This window comes from Stenotrophomonas sp. YJH_SMC_122 (assembly GCF_059369535.1).
The window spans coordinates 74686-95141 of sequence record NZ_JCAFST010000008.1; the positions used below are offsets into that span (position 1 = coordinate 74686).

Here is a 20456-nt window from a genome sequence, read left to right on the forward strand (position 1 = left end):
GTAAATAGGAATAGTTCGTATTACCATTCCTTTCGTTTCCGGTGGTGCCAGGACGGCCTGCCCGCCCGTTTCCCACCCGTAGCGCCTCGCCTTCTGGATGCCGGCCGAGCGCGCGTGCTCGTCCAGGACCCCCATGAACCGTTCCGCCCTCCGTATCCCGCAGCCGCAGCGGCTGTCCGTTGCCGTGCTCGTTGCACTCTGCGTCGTGGCCCCGGCCGCCTTCGCCGACACCGCCGCCGACCCCACCACGCTCGACAAAGTGGTGGTCAAGGGCGAACGCGCCGAAGGCTATTCGGTGCGCCGTACCTCGGCCGGCACCCGCTTCGACCTGGCACCGCGCGAGATCCCGCAGTCGGTCAGCATCATCAGCCACCAGCGCATCGAAGATCAGAACCTGGACGACATCATCGACGTGCTGGCCAACACTACCGGCGTGACCAGCACCCAGTCCGACAGCGAGCGCACCGAGTTCTACGCGCGTGGCTTCTACATCGATGCCTACCAGTTCGATGGCCTGCCCACGCAGATGGTGCAGAACTGGAGCTATGGTGATTCCGGCCTGGACCTGGCGCTGTACGACCGCGTGGAAGTGGTGCGCGGCGCCACCGGCCTGCTCAGCGGCGCCGGCAATCCGTCCGCATCGGTCAACCTGATCCGCAAGCACGCCGACAGCGCCGAGCTGGCCGGCAGCGTGTCGGTGAACGTGGGCAGCTGGGGCCGCACCCGCACCACGGTGGACGTGGGCAGCGCACTCAACGCCAGCGGCACCGTGCGCGGCCGCGTGATCGGCAGCTACCTGGACACCGACGGCCAGATGGACCGCTACAACCAGCGCAAGACGCTGGGCTATGCGGTGATCGATGCCGACCTGACCCCGGACACGCAGCTGAGCGTGGGCTACGACTACCAGCAGAAGCGCGCCAATGGCGCGACCTGGGGTGGTTTCCCGATGCTGTATTCGGATGGCTCGCGCACCGGCTACGACGAATCGTTCAACGCCAGCCCGGAGTGGACCTATTGGGACACCACCAGCAAGCGGGCCTTCGCCACCCTGCAACACGCCTTCAGCAACGGCTGGAAGTTCAAGGTCGGCGCCACCCACGACGAGACCAAGGCCGACGACAAGCTGTTCTACCCGGCATACAACGACTGGACAACGGGCGAATCGAACTTCGACCGGACCACCGGCGCGGGCATCTCGCCATCCGCGGGCTTCTACAACACTGAGCGCAAGGTCACCGGCGTTGATGGCTACATTGACGGCCCGTTCCAGCTGTTCGGCCGCGAGCACCAGCTGATGGCCGGCCTCAGCTACAACAAGCGCGAGTACGCCAACTACGGCGACTACCAGGTCGGTGGCCCGGGCCAGACCTGGGATCCGTTCGCCAGCTATCTGAACTGGACGGGCAAGATCGGTGAGCCGAACTGGAACCCGCTGGCCCTGGCCAGCGAGGGCACCATCACGCAGAAGGCTGGTTACGCGGCCGCGCGCCTGTCACTGGCCGACCCGCTTAAGCTGATCATCGGCGCACGCTATACCGACTGGAAGAGCGAAGGCGAAGGCGCCGACCGCGCGCACAAGGTCACCACGCCGTATGCCGGCCTGGTGTTCGACATCAACGACACCTACTCGACCTACGCCAGCTACACCGAGATCTTCCAGCCGCAGACGCTGAAGGACCGCAACGGCAGCTACCTCGATCCGGTCGACGGCAAGAGCTACGAAGTGGGCGTCAAGGGCGCGTGGTTCGACAACCGCCTGAACGCCTCGCTGGCGGTGTTCCGCATCGAGCAGGACAACGTCGGCCAGGCCACCGGTGAGCCGGTGCAGGGCAGCCAGAACGAGTTCGCCTACCGCGCCGCGCGTGGCACCGTCAGCCGTGGCTTCGAGTTCGAAGTGAACGGCGAACTGGCCCCGGGCTGGAATGCGACCTTCGGTGCTTCGCGCTATGTGGCCAAGGACATCAACGGCGCCGACATCAACACCAACCTGCCGCAGACCGCGCTGAAACTGTTCACCAGCTACACCCCGCAGTCGCTGCAGGCGCTGACCGTCGGCGGCGGCGCCAACTGGCAGAACCGCATCTACTACCCGGTGCCGGCCTACGGCCGCATCGAACAGAGCGGCTACGCGCTGGTCAGTGCCTTCCTGCGCTACCGCATCTCGCCGGAGTTCAGCGTGCAGGCCAACCTCAACAACCTGCTGGACAAGAAGTACCTGTCGCAGATCAACGGCTACGGTGCCTACGGCGATGGCCGCAATGGCTCGCTGACGTTCACCTGGGCGTTCTGATCAGACGCGGGGTACGTCCACCCCGTAACGGTAGAGCCGAGCCCATGCTCGGCTCAGAGAATCAGCCGAGCGCGGGCTCGGCGCTCCATCCGCAAGGCAGCGCCGGAACTGGCCGGCGCTGCCACCCTCACATCAGAACCGCAGGTCCGCGCGCAGGTACCAGTAACGGCCACGCGGGATGTCGTAGGTCGAGGCGTCATACCCGTTCAACGAGCACGACAGGCAGATCGGCGGATCCTTGTCGAACACATTGTTCAGGCCCGCGGTCAGCTGCAGCCCCTTCATCCAGTCGATCTTGTAGCCCACCTGCATGTCGTGGAAGGTGGTGGCCGAGAGCGTGTTGGTGCCGGCGGCCGGGTTGCTGCACACCGGGAAGGCCACGGCATCGCCGCAGTTCTCGGTCAGCTCGGAGATGTGCCGCACCGTCCAGTTCGCACTCCAGCGGTCCATCGTCCAGGCGATGCTGGCGTTGCTGGTCCACTCCGGAATGGAGCTGTCGGCCACTTCCACGCCCGGCTTCTGCGGCTGCTTCTGCCCGGCCGCACCGGTGGCTTCGTAACGACCGACGAACGTGTTCTTCCAGGCCAGCTTGAACTGGCCGACCGAGGTCTGCGGCAAGGTCCAGAACAGGTCCACGTCCCAGCCGTCGGTCTTGATCGAGCCCAGATTGGTCAGGCGGTTGTTGAAGCTGCTGACCGCACCCGTGCTGGCGCGGGTGATGCCATCGCAGTACACCGGGTCGAGCGTGTCCACGCACAGGTCCAGCTGGGTCTGCGCGTTGATGGCCTGGATCGCACCATCGATGGCGTGGCGGTAGAAGGTCACTTCCACGTCGAAGCGCTCCGACCACGAGGCGTTGTTTCCGAACCACGGGCTCCACACGAAGCCGGTGCTGAAGCTGCGCGAGCGCTCCGGTTCCAGATCACGATTGCCGCCGGTGGTCACCGAGATCTGCGAGTTGGCCTGCTGGAAGCCGGCCGGCACGCCCAGCGCGGCACAATTGGCGGCACTGCCGCGCGGCGGCGTACCGCCCAGGCCCACCGAGCACGGATCGAACAGCTGCAGGTCCGCGCGTGCGGCCGAGCCATACAGTTCGCCGATGGACGGTGCGCGGAAACCCTCGGCGTAGGTGGTACGCAGCACGAAGTCATCGGTCACCTGCCAGCGCAGGCCGTACTTGGGCGTGAACTCGCCACCGAAAGTGGAGTAGTCCGAATAGCGGCCGGCCAGGCTCAGGTCCAGCTTCTTGCCGAACGAGGAGTCGGCGAAGATCGGAACGCTCAACTCCAGGTAGGCCTCGTTGACGTCGTAGGAACCGGAGGTCGGCTGCGACGGCACGCCGTTGTAGTGGCCGATCACCGTCAGCGGATCGGGCTGGTAGGCGCCCTTGTACTTGCGGTACTCGAAGCCGGTGGCGAAGGACACCGGACCGGCCGGCAGCGAGAACAGCTCGCTGGACAGGTTGGCGGTGAACAGGCTCAGTTCGTTCTGGCTGCGGTCGCGCACCACCGGCTGGATCCACTTCAGCATGTCCGGGGTGATCGAACCGGCGCCACCGAAGATGTTCAACGGCACGCAGCCAGGCGTGGCCGCGCACACCGCGGGATCGCCCAGCGCCATGTTCACCTTGTAGATGTCATAGCTGCCGTAGTTGGTCTGCTCGGCCTTGTTCTTGCTGTACATGCCGTTGACGTCCCAGTACCAGCTGCGGTCGGCGGCATGGAAGTCACCGACCAGGCCGGTGGCGAAGTAGGTGGTGTCCACTTTCTGCTTGAACACGCGCGCACCGCCCTCCACCGGGCGACGACCGATCAGGCTCATGTTGTCGCCGGAGACGAGATCGAAGCCGAACGGGTTGTACGGGTTCAGGCGCGAGACCACGATATTGTCGGCCAACGGATTGCCGGTGGCGCCATCGGGGCCGAAGAACAGCGGCTCGGGGCCGGCCTGGTTGGTCGACTCGCGGCGGTTGCCCAGCGCCTTGATGTACCACTGCACGTTGTCGGTGATGTCAAAGCGGAACTGGCCGAACAGGCCTTTGCGCTCCGACGGCGTCAGCACCATGTTGTATTCGGCGAAGTTGAAGCGGTCGGCGGTGGTAAAGCAGTGATAGTCATCCGTGCGGCTGCAGCCGGCACTGCCGTCGTACCGCGGATTGCTCACGCCGGTATTGGGCACGATGTTCTGCACCGCACCGGTGTTCGGGTCGGTGAACATGAAACGGCCCTGCGGAATACCACCGCTGCCGAACGCCAGGCCGGTACCGGGAATCGGGAAGCGTGACTGCTCGCGATCCTTGGCGAATACCGGGTCCTGCTTGGTCCAGCTGGCGCCCAGGAACAGGCTGAAGCGATCGCCACTCTTGCCCCAGGCCAGGTCCACGCCCTTCTGGGTGCCGTCGCCCTTGCTGTACTCGCCGTAGTTCAGCGTCACCTGCCCACCATCGAAATCGCGGCGGGTGATGATGTTGACCACGCCGGCGATGGCATCGGAGCCGTACAGCGACGAAGCACCGTCCTCCAGCACCTCGATGCGCTCGACGATCGCCAGCGGAATGGTGTTGAGGTCGGTGGCCGAGCCCACACCGGACGCCGACGATTCATTGACCCAGCGGATGCCGTCGACCAGCACCAGCACGCGCTTGGCACCCAGGTGGCGCAGATCGACCTGCGCCGAGCCGGCACCCACGCCACTGCCATCGGGCGGGAAACCGAAGTTGCCCGACGAGTTGAACTTGGCGTTGAGCGCAGAGCCGGAACCGGTGAGCTGCTGCAGCACTTCGCCGATCGAGGTCAGGCCGGTGCGTTCGATGTCGCCACGGGTCAGGGTCTGGATCGGGACCTGGCCCTCGACTTCAGCGCGCTTGATGCGGGTACCGGTGACTTCCACCGCGTCGAGGTTGGTGGTGGATTGTGCAGCGGCACCCAGGGGTGCCAAGGCCATCACGCACAGCGCGACGGCAACCGCCAACGGGCGGTGGTGCAGGTGATTCATTCGCTCTCTCTCCAAAGGAATGTCGGGACAAGGACTGCCGCGCTCCCCCCTGCATGGCGGCAGCGTCTCCTTTGTAAACAAGCGGTAAAAATCAAGGCGTGACGATCGACACTCTTTCACGCGGACTTGACGCAATTGACGGCCATTTGCGTCAGATGAGGGCCATTTAGAACCGGACGGTACTGTTCACCGCCCTTCGCGGTGATGTCGGTGGCGACAGCGCGCGCCGAGATCCGCCACGGCTCATCAAGGGGCCTTGTCGATGCCGACGCTAGTGGCCGGGCGCTTCGACGCGCAGCCCATGCTGGCTGACGGCCAGCAGCACGCGCGCCATATCTTCATAGTCGGTGTCATCGGTGGTCGCCAGATGCACCGAGGAGCGATGCTGCTGCGGCATCTGCTGCGCCTGCACCAGGTGCCGCTGCAACGCGGAAGCGTCCAGCGGCTGGCCCTTCCAGAACATCGCGCCCGCCGCGTCGATGCGCAGGTTGATCGGCTGGGGTGAAGACGCCGGCCACGGCGGGTACGCGGTGCGCTGCTGGAACGCCAGGAGTCCGGTTGCCTGCGCCATCGGCAGCGTGGTGATCACCAGCGCCAGCAACACCAGCAGCACATCCACCAGCGGTGCCAGATTGGGGGTGGCCATCAGTGAAGTCGCGCGCTCTGTCCCGTATCGCATCCCACGTTCCTTCGCAGCAGGAGCGGCCTGTCGATGGCAGGCCGCCCGTTGCCGGACTCAGCGCACGAAGGCGATGCGCTCCATGCCGGTGGCCTCGGCCGCAGCCAATATCCGCGCCATGCCTTCGTACTCGGCCGACGGATCGGCGGCGATGCGCAGTTCCGGCAGGTTGCCGGCATGTTCTCCGGCCTGCGCCTGCAGGCGCGCCTGCAGATCGCCGATGGCCATCGGCTGGCCATCCCAGCTCAGCTGGTTCGAGGCATCCAGGCGCAGCTCGATCGGCGGGGGCGGTTCGGGGCGATCGACCACGCGATCGGTGGCCTGTGGCAACTGAATGGCAATCGGCCGGGCCACGATCGGCGCGGTCACGATGAAGATGATCAACAGCACCAGCATCACATCCACCAGTGGCGTGACATTGATGTCCGCCAGCGGGCCGCTTCTTCCTGCGCTACTGAACGCCATGTGCCGCTCCCTGCAGCCGGGCCGTTCGCCCAGGGCCGACGTTACGACGCCTGCGCCCGCCTGCGGCAGGGGCCTGTGCGGAGTCATTCAGCTGTCGTTGCCGACGCCGGGCGTGCACGCAATGCGAAACTGAATTCAGCCATTGCCCGCTATGCTGCCCGCCATGACCCGACGCACTTCGACCGCCCTGTCCCTGCTGCCCTTGGCCACCACGCTGCTGATCGGTTGCGCCAATGCCCAGTCCCTCGACGCCCAGAACGCGCAACTGAAAGCCGCGATCGCAGCCGCCGAACGCGGCCAGTTCGATCCTGGCCAGGCCGCGGCGCTCAGCCGTCACCCGGCCTATGGCTGGCTGGAGTACGCCAACCTGCGCCGCAACATCGACGCCGTCGACACGGCGCAGGCCCAGGCCTTCCTCAAGCGCTACGACGGCCAGGCCGTGGCCAACACGTTCCGCAGCGTGTGGCTGCCCTCGCTCGCCCGCCGCCAGGACTGGCCGACCCTGCTGGCCAACTGGGCGCCCACTGACAACACCGGACTGCGCTGTGCGCAGCTGACCGCGCGCCAGGTGACGGGCAAGGTCGATCCGCAGTGGATCAGTGAAGCGCAGGACCTGTGGCGCAAGAACGGCAAGTCGCTACCGGACGGCTGTGATGCCGTTTTTGCCGTGCTGCAGGCACAGGGTGGCCTGAGCGACGCCCTGCGCTGGGAACGCATCGATGCCGCCGCCGACGCGCAGCAGCCCGCCGTGATGCGCAGCGCGGCCCGCGGCCTGCCCGCCACCGACCTGGCGCTGGCGAACACTTACGCCGCCTTTGTCGACAAGCCCAACGCCAGCGCGTTGAACTGGCCGCGCAACGAGCGCAGCCGGCGCATCGCCACCGATGGCCTGGCCAAGCTGGCCAAGGCCGATCCCGGCGCCACCGAGCAGCAGCTGCCGCAGTACGCCCAGGCGCTCGGCCTGAGTGCCGACCAGCAGGGCCAGGTGCTGTACCAGATCGCGCTGTGGACAGTGGCCTCCTACCTGCCCGATTCGGCACGCCGCCTCAACGCGGTACCCGAATCGGCCTACGACGAGCGCCTGCACGAATGGCGCGTGCGCGAAGCGATGTCGCGCGGCGACTGGCCGGCAGCGCTGGCCGCGATCCGCAAGATGGGCAGCAAGCAGCGCAGCGACCCACGCTGGCGCTACTTCGAAGGCCGCATGCTGGAGAAGACCGGCCAGGCCCAGCAGGCGCAGCCGCTGTTCCGCGAAGCCGCGCGCGCGCCGACCTTCCACGGCTTCCTCGCCGCCGACAAGCTGCAGCAGGGCTACACCCTGTGCCCGTGGAAGCCGAACGACAGCGCGCAGGCACAGGCAGCGGTCGCGCGCGACCCGGCCATCCAGCGCGCGATGGCGCTGTACCAGATCGACCGCGCCGGTTGGGCCGTGGCCGAATGGAACAGCGCGCTGTCGCGCTTCGATGACACCCAGCGCCGCCTCGCCGTGCGCGTGGCGCAGGACAATGGCTGGTTCGACCGCGCCGTGTTCGCGCTCGGCAAGCAGCCGCAGGAACAGCGCCTGTACGACCTGCGCTTCCCGCTGCATCACGACGCCACCATCCGCCGCGAATCGGCGCGCAACGCGATCGACCCGGCCTGGGTGGCGGCGGAGATCCGCGCCGAGAGTACCTTCACTCCGCGTGCGCGCTCGCCTGCCAACGCCATGGGCCTGATGCAGGTGCTGCCGGCCACTGGCGCCAGCGTGGCCAAGTCGATCGGCCTGACCGGCTACGGCGGCGCCGACAGCCTGTACGACCCGGACACCAACATCGCGATCGGCACCGCCTACCTGCGCCAGCTGATGAACAAGTACGACGGCCTGCCGTACGTGACCATCGCCGCCTACAACGCGGGGCCGACGCCGACAGCACGCTGGCAGAGCCAACGCCCGGGCTTCGATCCGGATCTGTGGATCGAGACCATCAGCTACAAGGAAACCCGCGAGTACGTCGCCCGCGTGCTGGCCTTCAGCGTGATCTACGACTGGCGCCTCAATGGCGATGCGCTGCCGCTGAGCGACCGCCTGATGGGCCGCCTGGTGGACAAGCGCAAGCGCTTCAGCTGCGCGGCCGACGCCGAGCAGGGCGGCGATTGACCGCAACACGGTACTGCCGGCTGCTGGCCGGCCTTCCCCGGTGTCCACGCCCTGGGGAGGGAAACGATGAGCCTGCTGGTCTGGATCAGGCTGGCCGCTGTATCGGTAGTGTCGGCCGCTGGCCGGCAGCTTCGGGGTGACTGCGGTTGCCGGCCAGCGGCCGGCACTACCGGTGCATCTGCGCCGGGCATGCGATGATCCCAGCCATGAAGATCTATCTTGTCGGCGGCGCCGTGCGTGACCGCCTGCTGCAGCGACCTGCCGGCGACCATGACTGGGTGGTGGTCGGTGCCACGCCCGCGCAGATGGAAGCGCAGGGCTACACCGCCGTGGGCCGCGATTTCCCGGTATTCCTGCACCCGGAGACCGGCGAGGAATACGCACTGGCGCGCACCGAGCGCAAATCCGGCCGTGGCTACCGCGGCTTCGTGGTCGATGCCGATCCGGCGGTGACGCTGGAAGAAGACCTGCAGCGCCGCGACTTCACCCTCAACGCGATTGCCTGTGACGAAGATACCGGCACGCTGGTGGATCCCTATGGCGGTGTGCGTGATATCGAGCAACGCGTGCTGCGCCATGTCGGCCCTGCGTTCGTGGAAGATCCGCTGCGCGTGCTGCGCGCGGCGCGCTTCATGGCGCGCTTCGCGCCACTGGGCTTCACCGTCGCCGACGAGACCATGGCGCTGATGCGCGAGGTCGCCGACAGTGGCGAGCTGGACGCGCTGGTGCCCGAACGCGTCTGGCAGGAGCTGCGCAAGGCGCTGGTCAGTGAGCGGCCCTCCGCCTTCCTGCGCACGCTGCACGATGCGCATGCCCTGGGCCCGATCCTGCCCGAGCTGGAAGCGCTGTACGGCGTGCCGCAGCGTGCCGAATTCCACCCCGAAGTCGATACCGGCATCCACCAGGAAATGGTCAGCGACATGGCCGCGAAGCTGGCCCCCGGCGATGACCTGGTCGGCTTCGCAGCCCTCACCCACGATCTCGGCAAGGGCCTGACCCCGCCGGAGGAATGGCCGCGCCACATCATGCACGAGCAGCGCGGCATCAAGCCGTTGAAGGCCTTGTGCGCACGATTGAAGATTCCCGCCGAGCACCAGCAGCTGGCCGAAGCAGTCTGCCGCGAGCACTTGAACGTGCACCGCATCGACGAACTGCGCGATGCCACTGTGCTGGAACTGCTGGGCCGCTGTGATGCGCTGCGCCGGCCGGAACGGGTGGCCCGCATCGCACTGTGCTGCGAGGCCGACAAGCGCGGCCGGCTCGGCTTCGAGGACGCCGACTACCCGCAGGGCGAAACGCTCAAGCGCCTGCACCAGGCGGCGCTGTCAGTGCAGGCGCGGGACCTGGATACCACGCATCTGAAGGGCCCGGCCATCGGTGAAGCACTGGCCAAGGCACGGGTGAAAGCCATCGCCGCCGCCCGCTGAAGCACCTGGTAGTGCCGGCTGCTGGCCGGCACCTATCACCCGTCTATCGACGACGCTTGCGCGAGAAGTGGTCGACAGCATGAGCACCCAACATGATGGGTTGCATCAAGAGGAACAGCCATCCACCCAGCCGGAGCGTCTCCACCGGATTGAACCGGGTGATGAACGCAGCTGCCAGAGTCAAACCCACAAGAAGGCCGATCTCATAGACCCACAGCGATCGGTTAGAACGCTTGCCCACGATGCTCCTCCCCATTGAATAGGACGCGCTTGCAAGCCATCGCAGCCGTCCTGCACCACGGGTAGTGCCGGCCGTTGGCCGGCAACCACGCAATCGCTGGATTCAGTGCGCCATGCCGCGGGTAATCGCCGCCGCACGCTGCTTCAGCTGGGCCACGGCATCGGGAATCATCTCCATGCCCACGTCCAGGCCCGGGTTCAGGACCAGGCCGACGCCGTCGCCGATACCGGCCAGCAGCGCGTGCACCGCGATCGGCATGGCATGCGCAAACTGCGGCAGCTGCTCGTGCCACAGGCCGGCACGCTCCGGCGCGGTGAACACCGCGAACATCGGCTCGCCGCTCTCGCTGGTCAGCACCAGCGGCGAGATGCTTTCGTCCCAGGCGCCATCCTCACCAATGGCCTTGTCCAGCAGCACGAACGCCGTCGAAGTCAGCAGGCCATCGAGGAACTGCGCTGCGGTCAGCGTGCCGTCCTGGGCCTGCAGCAGGCGCACCTCGAGGTCGTTGAGGGGTTCGAACGGGGTGTCGTGGTCCATGGTCGGTTCCGGTACGTGGTTGCAGGCTGCAACTTTAGCAGGCCGGGCACGAGGCACGGCAGCGCCTCGGCAGGGACACCGGCTTCAGCGGCCGATGAGGCTTTCCGCGGGAATGCCCAGGTTGCGGTGAAGCTTCCGGATCATTTCCAGAGTCAGACCGCGCTTGCGATTCAACACCTCATAGACACGGTTGAGCTGGCCGATGGACGGCACCAGATCCTTCACGGTCAGACCGCCCTGCTCCATGCGGAAGCGGATTGCGTCGATGGGATCTGGCGGTTCGATCGGGAAGTGCTTCGCTTCGTAGGCTTCAACCAGCGTTACGAGAATTTCGAATCGATCGCCCTCCTCGCTGCCCGGCTCCGGCTCGTTGTCCACGTAGGCCGAAATCTCGCGCAGCGCATTTTCGTAGTCGTTTTCCGTACGGATGGGCTGGATGTTCATAGAAGCTCCACAGTGTCGGCGTCGATCCGGTCGTACTCGGCGTGGGTGCCAATGAACTTGATGTAGACCACCTGAAACCTGTAACTCACAGCGACGATGAGCCGGTAGCTGTTGCCCTTTATGTTGAACACCACACGACTGTTCGCCACGAAACTTGCGCTTGCATAACGTTGGCGTACGTCGTGCGGCGTGTCCCATACGGCGTGCCTGACTTCGTCGTACCAGGACCTGAGCACTGCTTCCGAATCAGGGTGACGTTCCCAGAATCGTTTCAGCGTCGCCAAAGCAACCACCTTCATCCGTACATCCTAGTCCCAATATGGGACATAAGCAACCGTTTCATCTTCATCAGCGGCCGATATAGCCGTGCCGCCATAGCCAGCCCAGCGCGGCCAACCCGGCCACCCCCACCAGCATCAACGGCAGGCCGAAGCGGTGCCGCCACGGGATCGGCACCCCACCGAGCTGCTGGTCCATGGTCTCGGTATCGAGCACCCAGCCGTGCTCGCACCGGGTACAGGCCAGCTCGTAGCGGCGCTGGTAGGTGAACCCGAACAGCAGGTCGATGCGCGCCATCTTGTAGCGCAGCTGCGGAGCGAACTCGGTTTCCGTCTGGCAGCGCAGGCAGTGGTGCGCTTCGGTGGGGCCGACGATCAGCACCCGTTCCTGTTGGCCGATCAGGATCATGTCCGGTTGCCCCGGCAGGTGGGCTGGGCCAGCAGCCAGGCCTGGGCGGCGGCCACGGTGGCGGCATCACCCTCAGTAAGCTGGTCGGGCTCGATCTTCAAGCCATCGCCACGATCATTGCGGTCCCGCATCACGCTGGTGGTCAGCAGCAGCGCGCTGCCATCAGCCAGCGGCCGCATCACGTTGGCGGTGGACAGCCCCGAGGTGGGCTGGCCGAAACTGCGCGTCTGCGGCCGACCGCGGAAGGAAAGTACGGTGGCCTCTCCGGAGCTGGCAGTGCGCGGCCCGGTCAGCACGGCGACGGGCGCGCCCGGATGCTTGAGCAGATAGCCGGGCCCACCAAGATCGATCCGCACGCGATCGCCAAGACGCACGCTGGACGAGGTCAGCTGCCAGAGCGACGGTCCATCTGCGGCAGCGAAGGAACCCACGTTCTCGTCGGCGCTGGGCGTGACGCGCAACAGCGGCGCCACGCCCAGCAGCATAGGCCACATGTTGCCACCGGTGTTGCCGCGCAGATCGACAATCCAGCCGCAGCGGCTGCCGTTGTCCTGATCATCGATGATCGCCTGCCAGCGCTTGGCACGCTCCTTCATCTGCTGGTGCGCCGTCGGGCCCTGCATGACACCGTAGCCCTCGATCTCCACCCGGCCGATGCGCGGGTCAAGTGCTTCGGCCGGGGCCGTCGTTGCTTTCTGGGCCGCTGTTGCTGCGCCATTGGCGCGCGCCAGGCGTTCTGCCTTCGCCTGCAGCTGCTTTGCGCTGATCCAAGCCCCGTGCCCGCCGGAACTGCGGCCGATGGCCTGCCGGAGCACCGCGCGAGCCTCAGCCGGGTCGTTCTGCGCCGCCTTCAGGCGCATGCGGATGGCCCGCCAGTCCACGCGGTCGCGGTACAGCGATTCCTTCTCCAGCATGTCCAGCAACTGGGCCTGTGCCTGTGCTGTCGGCAGGTCGATGGCGTCTGGTGCCACGGCCTGTGCGGTGGTGCAGAACAGGGCGCCCAGTGCAGTGGCCATCACGCGGAGATCAATAGACATTCGACGTTCCTTCGTCGTGAGCAGGTACCGCAGCATACGCGCTTGCCGCCGTCGTTGTGTGTCGGCTTTGGCACTCCCCATGCGGGGCGTGATTTACAACTTTGCTCATGTCGTTGCTCGAGTGAAAGCGCGAAGGTGGCTGCGCCAACGTACTTTGCGCTGGCCGGGATTGGCGTCCTGAATCAAACATCGAAGCGATCGATTTGCCGCATCAACGGCAATCGCGACAATGCACCGGCTTGCCCATGGTGGGCGGTGCGTGGGGATCCTCGTGATCCGTCGGCTTTTTCGCTTTGATTTTGACCGGCACGCCAACCCGCACCGCCCGCCACCTTGCGCTTCACAGGTGGCCTTGCCTCGTGAGGTTGCCGCCATGAACACGCCCTACTCCGCCTATCCACGCCTGCAGGCGCTGCTCGGCACTGCATTGCCCGGCCTGCAGCTGTCCAATGCCGCCGCCGAAGCGTTGGAAGATGCACTCGCCGAAGCCAACGAACAGGCGCCGCCCTCCGCGTTCTTCGCGCGGTTGCGCGGCATCGCACACAACCACGGAGCCGACGGCCAGGCGTGGCGCGAGCGGCAACTCAGCGAGGCGCGCGGCCGGGAACTGGCCGAGGCGACGCGCTGCCTTGCCGCATTGTCCGCGTGCGGCGGCGTGTTGCTGGCCGCACAGTCGGCGCGCGAGATGGAGGATGCGTCCGTACAGTGTCCGCCGCAGGTGGAGGAAGGCCTGCTGCATGCGGTGGTGGTGTTGGCCGATCATGCCGGGGCGTTGGTGGAACCGGATGCGTGCGCACCGCTGTTGTAGAGCCGAGCCTATGCTCGGCTGCGCGGAGGTCATGGCGCCGGTGGATTCGTGCCGACCAAGGTCGGCACCTACCAGAGCAACGTCATGGCGCCGTTGGATCTGTGCCGACCAAGGTCGACACCCACCAGAGCGGGTCATGACCTCTGCACCGCGCGCTACCAGTCCGCGCGCAGGCCGATGTTGCCTTCGATGACGCGGCGCTTCTCGTTGCGGTCGCCGCCCAGCTCCCGCGTGTAGTCGGCCACGGCATAGGCGCTGATGGTGCGGTTGAAGCGCCCGACCACACCCACGCCGGCTTCCAGCGCGCGCGAGCGCTGCGAATTGACGATCACGTCGCCGTCGAAACGGATGCGGTCTTCGCCGGAACGCCCGTGCCAGTAGTTGAGCTTGAAATACGGCTGCCAGCCGTTGTCGGCCAGCTGGTAGTCGCCGGCCAGGCGCAGGCCGATGCGGCCGGTCCAGTCATTGTCGTTGTCGAAGCGCACGCTCGATACTTCATCGCGACGGTCGTCCAGCGCGGTGCGCTGCCAGATCACCTGCAGCTGCGGTTCCAGCCACCATGCGGACTGACCGACATGCAGCAGCGGCTTGCCGGCCTCCACCGACACGCTGGTGCCGTCGCCGCTCAGGCCGAAGCCGAGCCCGCGCGAGGAACGCACGCGGCCGTCGTAGCGGCTCTGCATCGCCACGGCGTCGATGTAGGCGCCGCTGCTGTCGGTGAAGGTCCAGTACAGGCCCACGTGCTTGTCGTCCAAACGGTTCTGGCCCACCTGCACATTCTCCCAGCCCAGTGCCAGGCCGGTGGTCTTGCCCTGCGCACGGGTGCGGCCGACGAACACGCCGATCTGGTTGCGATGGCTATCAGACGCCGCAGCCCATACGTCGATGCCGGCCTGCAGGCCCATCACATCGCCATCGAAGCCCGGCTGCGCATCCCCCTTCCAGTGGATCTCGCTGCTCTGCCCCACCAACCGGCCCCAGGCGGTGCGGAATGCGCCCTGGTTGTAAAGCAGGCGCTGTTCGCCCTGCCGCTCGTGGAAGGTACCGAGGCTGGCCAGCGAGGTCTCGCGCAGCAGCGGCGGCACCACCGTGTAGGCGGCGGTTTCCACGCGGTACAGCGGTACCACCGCACCTTCGGCCGGCCGTGCACCCGGCGTCGGCGGTGCACCGGTACCGGGCAATGCACCGCCGGCCACGGGCACGTCCGGCACCGCCGGATCGCTGGGCGGTGCCACCGGCGCCGGTTCCGGCGGTGGTGGTGGTGGTGCGGTCTCGCCTGCGGTCAGGTCCGGATCGGTGGCGCCTTCCGGCGGCGGCGGCGGTGCCGGGGTAATCGGGGGCGGTGGTGCCACCGGCGGCGTCAGCGGCGGTGGCGTGGCGCTGCCACCACCGTTGGGTGCCGGCGTCGGGCCGGTCACCAGCGTCGAGCGCAGGTACCAGTTCTCGCTGGTGCCGGCACTGACACCGCCCTTGAACAGGAAGTACTCGTAGGCGCCGGCCGCGACCGGTGCGAACAGCGAGAACGCGCCCGGCGCGGTGCGGCCACCATTCAAGGCCTGCACCACCAGGATGCCGTCGGCCAGCGTGGCCGCGCCGCTGCCGCCGGCATTGAGCACGCCGATGCCGGTGGTACCGGTGGCGGTACCGCCGTCGATCACCAAGCGGTCGCTGGGGGAGTTGTCCGCGCCCAGCACGGTACGCAGGTACAGGCCCCCGCCGTCACCGCGGTAGTTGCCACGCACGGTGAACACGTCGCCTGCGCCGGTACCGGTCAGGTCGATGCGCCCGGCATTGACCATCTCCACCAGTGCACCACTGTTGAACGGACGGATGGCATGGCCGCCACTGCCTGCATAGACCGTACTGGTGTCATCCACCGTCAGCGTGCCGGTGCCGGTACTGCTGTCGCCCAGCACCAGATCGCCATCGAAGGTCAGCTCGGTGCTGTTGGCCAGGCGGATCGACTCCCAGTTCTGGAAACGGCCCACGCCTGCGGTCTTGACGTTGCTCAGGCTGAGCTGGTCGAAGCCACTGCCACCGTCGAACAGCGGCACCGCACCGAGGTTGCCCTGGTTGAGGTTGCCGAGGTTGGCGACGTCGTTGTCCGGGCCCATGTCGATCGCGCCGTAGACAATGCCACCGCCGCTCCAGTTGAAGGTGTCATCGCCGGTACTGAGCAGTACCTGCCCGCGCACGGTGCCGTCGGTGATGGTCACGCTGTCGTTGCCGCCGCTGACGCTGATGTTGCCGCCGATGTAGGCCGTGCCAGAAATGATGATGGTGTCGGTGTCGAAGCCGGTCACCACGTTGCCGTCCACGGTACCGCCAGACTGGTCCCACAGGTTCTTGTCCAGCTTCATGTTGACGCGGCCGATGCGGCCAGCGGTCATCCACGCCTGGTCGCCATCCTCGAACGCGCCGACGATGCGGCCACCGCTCATGCGGAAGGTATCGATGTTGTCGCCCTGCTGCAGCGCGCCGATCGTGCCGCCACTCATGACGAAATCATCGCGGCCACTGCCCTGCGCCACCACGCCGGTGACGGTGCCGCCGGTGACGGTCATCTGGTCATCGCCACTGCCCTGGTCAACGCTGTCGATGGTGCCATTGCCCAGCAGCAGCACATCGTTGCCATCCCCTTGAAGGACGCCGCCGCTGATGCTGCCGGCCTGCATCTCGAGGCGGTCGTTGCCCGAATCGAATTGCACGCCGGTGCGCCCGCTGATCGTTCCGCGGTTGACCAGCACGCTGTCACCTGCGCCGACGAACTGCAGCGCGGTGTTGTTGCCGGTGCTGATGCTGCCCGGATTCTCGACACGGCTGCCGCCACCGAGCTGGACCGCCACACCTCCCACCGAACTGATCGTGCCTTGGTTGGTCAACAGGTGGCCACTTGCACCGACCAGGGTAACGGACGACGCCCCACCGCTCTGCTGCAACTGGGCACCGCTGGCGACGTTGACGGTGATGCCCGCTTCGCCGCTGGCTGTGATGGGCACCGTCTGCGGATTCGGCGCGTTGGCATCGCAGGTGACCGTCTGGCCGGCGACCGGCGCGACGGTGCTGCAGCCGGCCCAGGCGACGCTGGCGGTCAACAGCACCATGGACGGGACAGCCAGTGCCTGAAGCACGGAAACGGTGAGGCGGCGCGGACGGAAAGCGCGCGGGACGGCACGGGTCATACAGTTCTCCTGGACAGGGAATCAGGAACTGCAAATGCACGCTGCTGCGTGTGCAGTCTGCCGTGATGTGAACCGTTTCGATAGGTGAACTTGCGTGCCGAAAATCACACTTCGGATGCGAAATCGCCGGGGCCTCACGCCCATGTGATGTAGCTGAAATCGTTCATATTTTCTGGGCATCGGGGGCCGCGCGCAGAGCATCCACGCATGGCGTGTGGATGCCGTTGGCGGATCGGGTCAGAGCCCTTTCCTGCGGAAAGGGATCCGCCCCGGAGCCGTCAAATCTTCAGATAGATCTTCCGCCGGTCCAGCCACCACGCCACGCCCCACCACAGCGCGACGAATGCCAGCGCCTGCAGCATCGATGCCAGCTCGAGCGCCTGCGGCATCGCGGCGGCAAGCTGCTGCCAGATCCAGTTCCAGGCACCGCTGACCATCAACGCCACCGACATCACCGAGGCCCCCAGATACGCGGTGATCGCATTGACGCCGAAGCGCCGGCCCAGCGCCGGCCATCCCTTCAGGTCGATCAGCACGTGGCCCAGCCACAGCGCCAGCGCGGCCAGGCCGCCGGTCCACAGCACGTAACTGGGCGTCCACAGCTGCTTGTTCAACGGCAGCACCCCGGCCAGCAACAGGCCCAGCACGGCGGTCGCCACGCCCAGCCCGGCCAGGGCCGTCGAACGCCCGCTGCGCAGCAGGGCACCGGCCAACAGGCCGAGCACGGTACTGGCCAGTGCACCCAGCGTGCTCAGCAATCCTTCCGGGTCATGGCCGAGGCCGGTATCGGCATGCCATTGATAGATCCAAGGTGCGAACAGCGTGGTGTCCAGACGGCTGGCCGGGTTGGTCCACGGCGTCAGGTCGCCCATGCCGAGCAGCAGCATCGTGTACCCCACCAGCAATCCAACAAGCACGCCGGCCTGCATGCGCGGCCGTGCATACACCGCCAGCACGCCCACCAATGCCGCGCACACGGCGATCCGTTGCAGCACGCCCCAGATGCGGAAGTGATGGGTATGCAGTGCCCACCAGATCAGCAGGTGCAGCAGCGCACCGGCCACCAGGATGCGCAGCGCGCGCTCCAGTACGCCGCGCACCAACGCAGGCCGCGCCGCCGCATCCTGCGCACGCGGTGCCACGCTGAAGGCCATCGACACGCCCACCAGGAACAGGAAGAACGGGAACACCAGATCGGTCGGCGTACAGCCATGCCATTCCGAATGGCGCAGCGGTGCGAACACCGCACTCCAGTCGCCGGGGTTGTTGACCAGCAGCATCGCCGCCACGGTGATGCCGCGCAGGGCATCGATCGAGCCCAGACGGCGTGGCGGCGTACTGTTCATCAGGCGGCCTCGTACTGTCCGGCAATCCAGGTACCACGCACCTGCAGGGCGTCGTCCAGCAGCACCAGGTCGGCCTGGTAGCCCTCGGCGATATGGCCCAGGCGGTCGTCGACGTTGAGGAACTGCGCCGGATAGGTCGAGGCCATGCGTGCGGCTTCGGCCAGCGGTTGGCCGAGCAGCTGTACGGTGTTGCGTACCGCCGTGGCCATGTCCAGCGCAGAACCGGCCAGCGAACCGGCGGCATTGCGCACCACGCCATCGATGGCGGTGATGGTTTCGCCATACAGCACGTAGCTGGGATCGTCGGCACCGACCGGCGGCATCGCATCGGTCACCAGCAGCAGGCGACCGCGCGGCTTGGCCGCCAGCGCCACGCGCAGGCTGGCCGGATGCACATGCACGCCATCGACGATGATGCCGATCCAGCTGTCGCGGTCTTCCAGCGCAGCGCCCACCGCGCCGGGCTCACGCCCTTGCAACGGCGACATCGCGTTGTACAGGTGGGTGAAACCGCGCACGCCCCCATCCAGGCCGGCGCGGATCTCTTCGTAGGTGCCTGCGGTGTGGCCGGCGGCGACGATCACGCCACGTTCGACCAGCGCACGGATGGTCTCCAGCGGCACGCGCTCCGGCGCCAGCGTCAGCAGCGTCACGCCATTGTCCAGCGACGCGGCCAGCGCGATCTCTTCTTCGTCCGGCACGCGGAACTTGCTGGCATCGTGCGTGCCCTTGCGCGCCGGCGCGATATAAGGCCCTTCCAGATGGATGCCGATCACCCCCGGCACGCCCTGCGCGATCGCATCGCGCATCGCACCGATGGCTTCGCGCATCACGCCCACGTCATCGCTGATCAGCGTGGGCAGCATCGCGGTGGTACCGAAACGACGGTGGGCCTGCGCGATGGTGCGCAGCGCCGCCACGTCCGGCGTGTTGTTGAACAGTGCGCCGCCACCGCCATTGACCTGCACGTCGATGAAGCCGGGCAGCAGCCAGCCGCCGCCCAGATCCACCTGCTTGGCAGCGTGGCCCAGCTGCGGTGCGGCGTCGGGCAACAGCGCGGTGATGCGGCCGTCCTCGATCACCACCGCCAGATCGTCGCGGAACTCATCGCCTGCCAGGATGCGGGCATTGCGCAGCACGGTTGCCATCACACCGTCTCCGTAACCTTGTTCAGGTGCGGCGGCAGATCCGGGTTGAAGCCACGGCGCAGCGCCAGCGCGTTGATCGCGCGATAGAAGCTCTGCACGGTCAGCAGCGGTGCGCACAGCGGGTGCGGCGCGGGCGCCACCGGCAGGTTCCCGCCGGCACCGGCCAGCCACACCTGTGCACCGCGCGCGGTGAATTCTTCGACAACAGCACGGGTACCGGCGCCGGTCTCGTCGGGCTGGGCAAAGGCCAGTACCGGGAAACCACGGTCGACCAGTGCCATCGGGCCGTGCTTGACCTCGGCCGAGCTGTAGGCTTCGGCGTGCAGGCTGCAGGTTTCCTTGAACTTCAGCGCCGCTTCCTGCGCCGCACCCAGGCCAAGGCCACGGCCGAGCACGAACAGGTTGGTGGCCTCGATCAGGCCTTCGGTCACCGCGCTCCAGTCGCACTGCCAGGCTTCACGCATCGCGTCCGGCAGCAGGTCCAGCGCGTTGCGCAGGCTGCTGTCCTGCTTCCAGTAGGCGGCCAGCTGCAGCAGTGCAGCCAGCGAGGCCAGGTAGCTCTTGGTCGCCGCCACGCTCTTTTCGGCACCGGCATGCAGCGGAATGACCGTGTCGGCCAGCTGCGCCAGCGGCGAATCCTCGACGTTGACCAGCGCGATCACGCGTGCGCCAGCGGCCTTGGCCGCCTCGGCGTTGCGCAGCAGGTCCGGGCTCTTGCCCGACTGCGAAATGACGATGAACAGCGCACCGCGCAGCTGCAGCGGTGCGGCATAGACCGACCCCACCGACGGCGAGGCCGACGCAACCACCAGGCCCAGCTGTGTTTCCAGCAGGTACTTGCCGTAGGTGGCGGCATGGTCGGAGCTGCCGCGTGCACAGGTGACCACGAACGGCGGCGGCGCCGCGCGCAGGCTGGCGGCCAGGGTTTCCATGGTGGCGTGGTTGCGCGAGAACTGGCGGGCAACCACGTCGGCCGCTTCGGCGGCCTCGGCGAACATCAGGGTGGACGTGGGGTCTGACAGCGACATGGC

At 66.9% G+C, this 20456-nt stretch carries 17 protein-coding genes; 4 read left to right on the plus strand and 13 right to left on the minus strand.

All coding sequences use genetic code 11. The annotated features are described in order from the left end of the window. Window positions 1–133 precede the first annotated feature (133 nt). A complete protein-coding gene (gene fhuE, locus AC5P66_RS12370; RefSeq protein WP_099495796.1) occupies window positions 134–2293 on the plus strand; it encodes a ferric-rhodotorulic acid/ferric-coprogen receptor FhuE in 2160 nt (719 codons plus the stop codon). A gap of 132 nt (window positions 2294–2425) precedes the next feature. Here the strand turns inward: fhuE and AC5P66_RS12375 are convergent, their stop codons facing one another. From AC5P66_RS12375 to AC5P66_RS12385, 3 genes are all read right to left on the minus strand, one after another. Further along, the gene (locus AC5P66_RS12375) at window positions 2426–5236 is read right to left on the minus strand and encodes a TonB-dependent receptor (RefSeq protein WP_414485923.1); all 2811 of its coding nucleotides are present in this window, start codon (window positions 5234–5236) and stop codon (window positions 2426–2428) included. 322 nt (window positions 5237–5558) lie between these two features. Beyond that, on the minus strand, window positions 5559–5933 hold the full coding sequence (locus tag AC5P66_RS12380; protein ID WP_111097209.1) for an ExbD/TolR family protein: 375 nt from the start codon (window positions 5931–5933) through the stop codon (window positions 5559–5561). 90 nt (window positions 5934–6023) lie between these two features. Then, on the minus strand, window positions 6024–6431 hold the full coding sequence (locus tag AC5P66_RS12385; protein ID WP_099495794.1) for an ExbD/TolR family protein: 408 nt from the start codon (window positions 6429–6431) through the stop codon (window positions 6024–6026). Between the two features lie 151 nt (window positions 6432–6582). Between AC5P66_RS12385 and AC5P66_RS12390 the strand changes: the two genes are divergently transcribed. After that, complete coding sequence (locus AC5P66_RS12390; protein ID WP_099495793.1) at window positions 6583–8568, plus strand: transglycosylase SLT domain-containing protein; 1986 nt, start codon at window positions 6583–6585, stop codon at window positions 8566–8568. A 206-nt stretch (window positions 8569–8774) separates the two neighbouring features. Then, window positions 8775–9995, plus strand: a complete 1221-nt coding sequence (locus AC5P66_RS12395; protein ID WP_495216389.1) for a multifunctional CCA addition/repair protein — start codon at window positions 8775–8777, stop codon at window positions 9993–9995. Between the two features lie 43 nt (window positions 9996–10038). Here AC5P66_RS12395 and AC5P66_RS12400 read toward each other — a convergent pair whose 3' ends face one another. From AC5P66_RS12400 to AC5P66_RS12425, 6 genes are all read right to left on the minus strand, one after another. Then, window positions 10039–10236 (minus strand): hypothetical protein, encoded by a 198-nt coding sequence (locus AC5P66_RS12400; RefSeq protein WP_139727662.1) that lies wholly within the window; start codon window positions 10234–10236, stop codon window positions 10039–10041. Between the two features lie 102 nt (window positions 10237–10338). Continuing rightward, window positions 10339–10773: an SseB family protein gene (locus tag AC5P66_RS12405; protein ID WP_005419309.1), complete on the minus strand. Its 435-nt coding sequence runs from the start codon at window positions 10771–10773 to the stop codon at window positions 10339–10341. An 84-nt stretch (window positions 10774–10857) separates the two neighbouring features. Then, complete coding sequence (locus AC5P66_RS12410; protein ID WP_049414635.1) at window positions 10858–11217, minus strand: helix-turn-helix domain-containing protein; 360 nt, start codon at window positions 11215–11217, stop codon at window positions 10858–10860. Then, window positions 11214–11516: a type II toxin-antitoxin system HigB family toxin gene (locus AC5P66_RS12415; RefSeq protein WP_064239187.1), complete on the minus strand. Its 303-nt coding sequence runs from the start codon at window positions 11514–11516 to the stop codon at window positions 11214–11216. The genes AC5P66_RS12410 and AC5P66_RS12415 overlap by 4 nt, the downstream gene beginning before the upstream one ends. A gap of 49 nt (window positions 11517–11565) precedes the next feature. Beyond that, window positions 11566–11904 carry a hypothetical protein gene (locus AC5P66_RS12420; protein WP_049414632.1) on the minus strand — a complete coding sequence of 113 codons (339 nt, stop codon included), beginning with the start codon at window positions 11902–11904 and terminating at the stop codon, window positions 11566–11568. Beyond that, window positions 11901–12941 (minus strand): S41 family peptidase, encoded by a 1041-nt coding sequence (locus AC5P66_RS12425; protein ID WP_049440309.1) that lies wholly within the window; start codon window positions 12939–12941, stop codon window positions 11901–11903. Before AC5P66_RS12425 ends, AC5P66_RS12420 begins: the two co-directional genes overlap by 4 nt. 373 nt (window positions 12942–13314) lie before the next feature. Between AC5P66_RS12425 and AC5P66_RS12430 the strand changes: the two genes are divergently transcribed. Next, on the plus strand, window positions 13315–13749 hold the full coding sequence (locus tag AC5P66_RS12430) for a hypothetical protein (RefSeq protein ID WP_263467614.1): 435 nt from the start codon (window positions 13315–13317) through the stop codon (window positions 13747–13749). Window positions 13750–13904: 155 nt separating this feature from the next. On the opposite strand, the gene AC5P66_RS12435 is transcribed toward AC5P66_RS12430, so the two are convergent. The 4 genes from AC5P66_RS12435 to AC5P66_RS12450 all read right to left on the minus strand — a co-directional run bounded on the left by AC5P66_RS12435 (window position 13905) and on the right by AC5P66_RS12450 (window position 20453). Then, window positions 13905–16931: an autotransporter family protein gene (locus AC5P66_RS12435; RefSeq protein ID WP_495216391.1), complete on the minus strand. Its 3027-nt coding sequence runs from the start codon at window positions 16929–16931 to the stop codon at window positions 13905–13907. A 278-nt stretch (window positions 16932–17209) separates the two neighbouring features. Then, window positions 17210–18277, minus strand: coding sequence for an acyltransferase family protein (locus AC5P66_RS12440; protein ID WP_099495788.1), 1068 nt, complete (start codon window positions 18275–18277; stop codon window positions 17210–17212). Continuing rightward, window positions 18277–19425: an N-acetylglucosamine-6-phosphate deacetylase gene (nagA, locus tag AC5P66_RS12445; protein ID WP_263467613.1), complete on the minus strand. Its 1149-nt coding sequence runs from the start codon at window positions 19423–19425 to the stop codon at window positions 18277–18279. The genes AC5P66_RS12440 and nagA overlap by 1 nt, the downstream gene beginning before the upstream one ends. Beyond that, on the minus strand, window positions 19425–20453 hold the full coding sequence (locus tag AC5P66_RS12450; RefSeq protein WP_111190637.1) for an SIS domain-containing protein: 1029 nt from the start codon (window positions 20451–20453) through the stop codon (window positions 19425–19427). The genes nagA and AC5P66_RS12450 overlap by 1 nt, the downstream gene beginning before the upstream one ends. Window positions 20454–20456 lie beyond the last annotated feature (3 nt).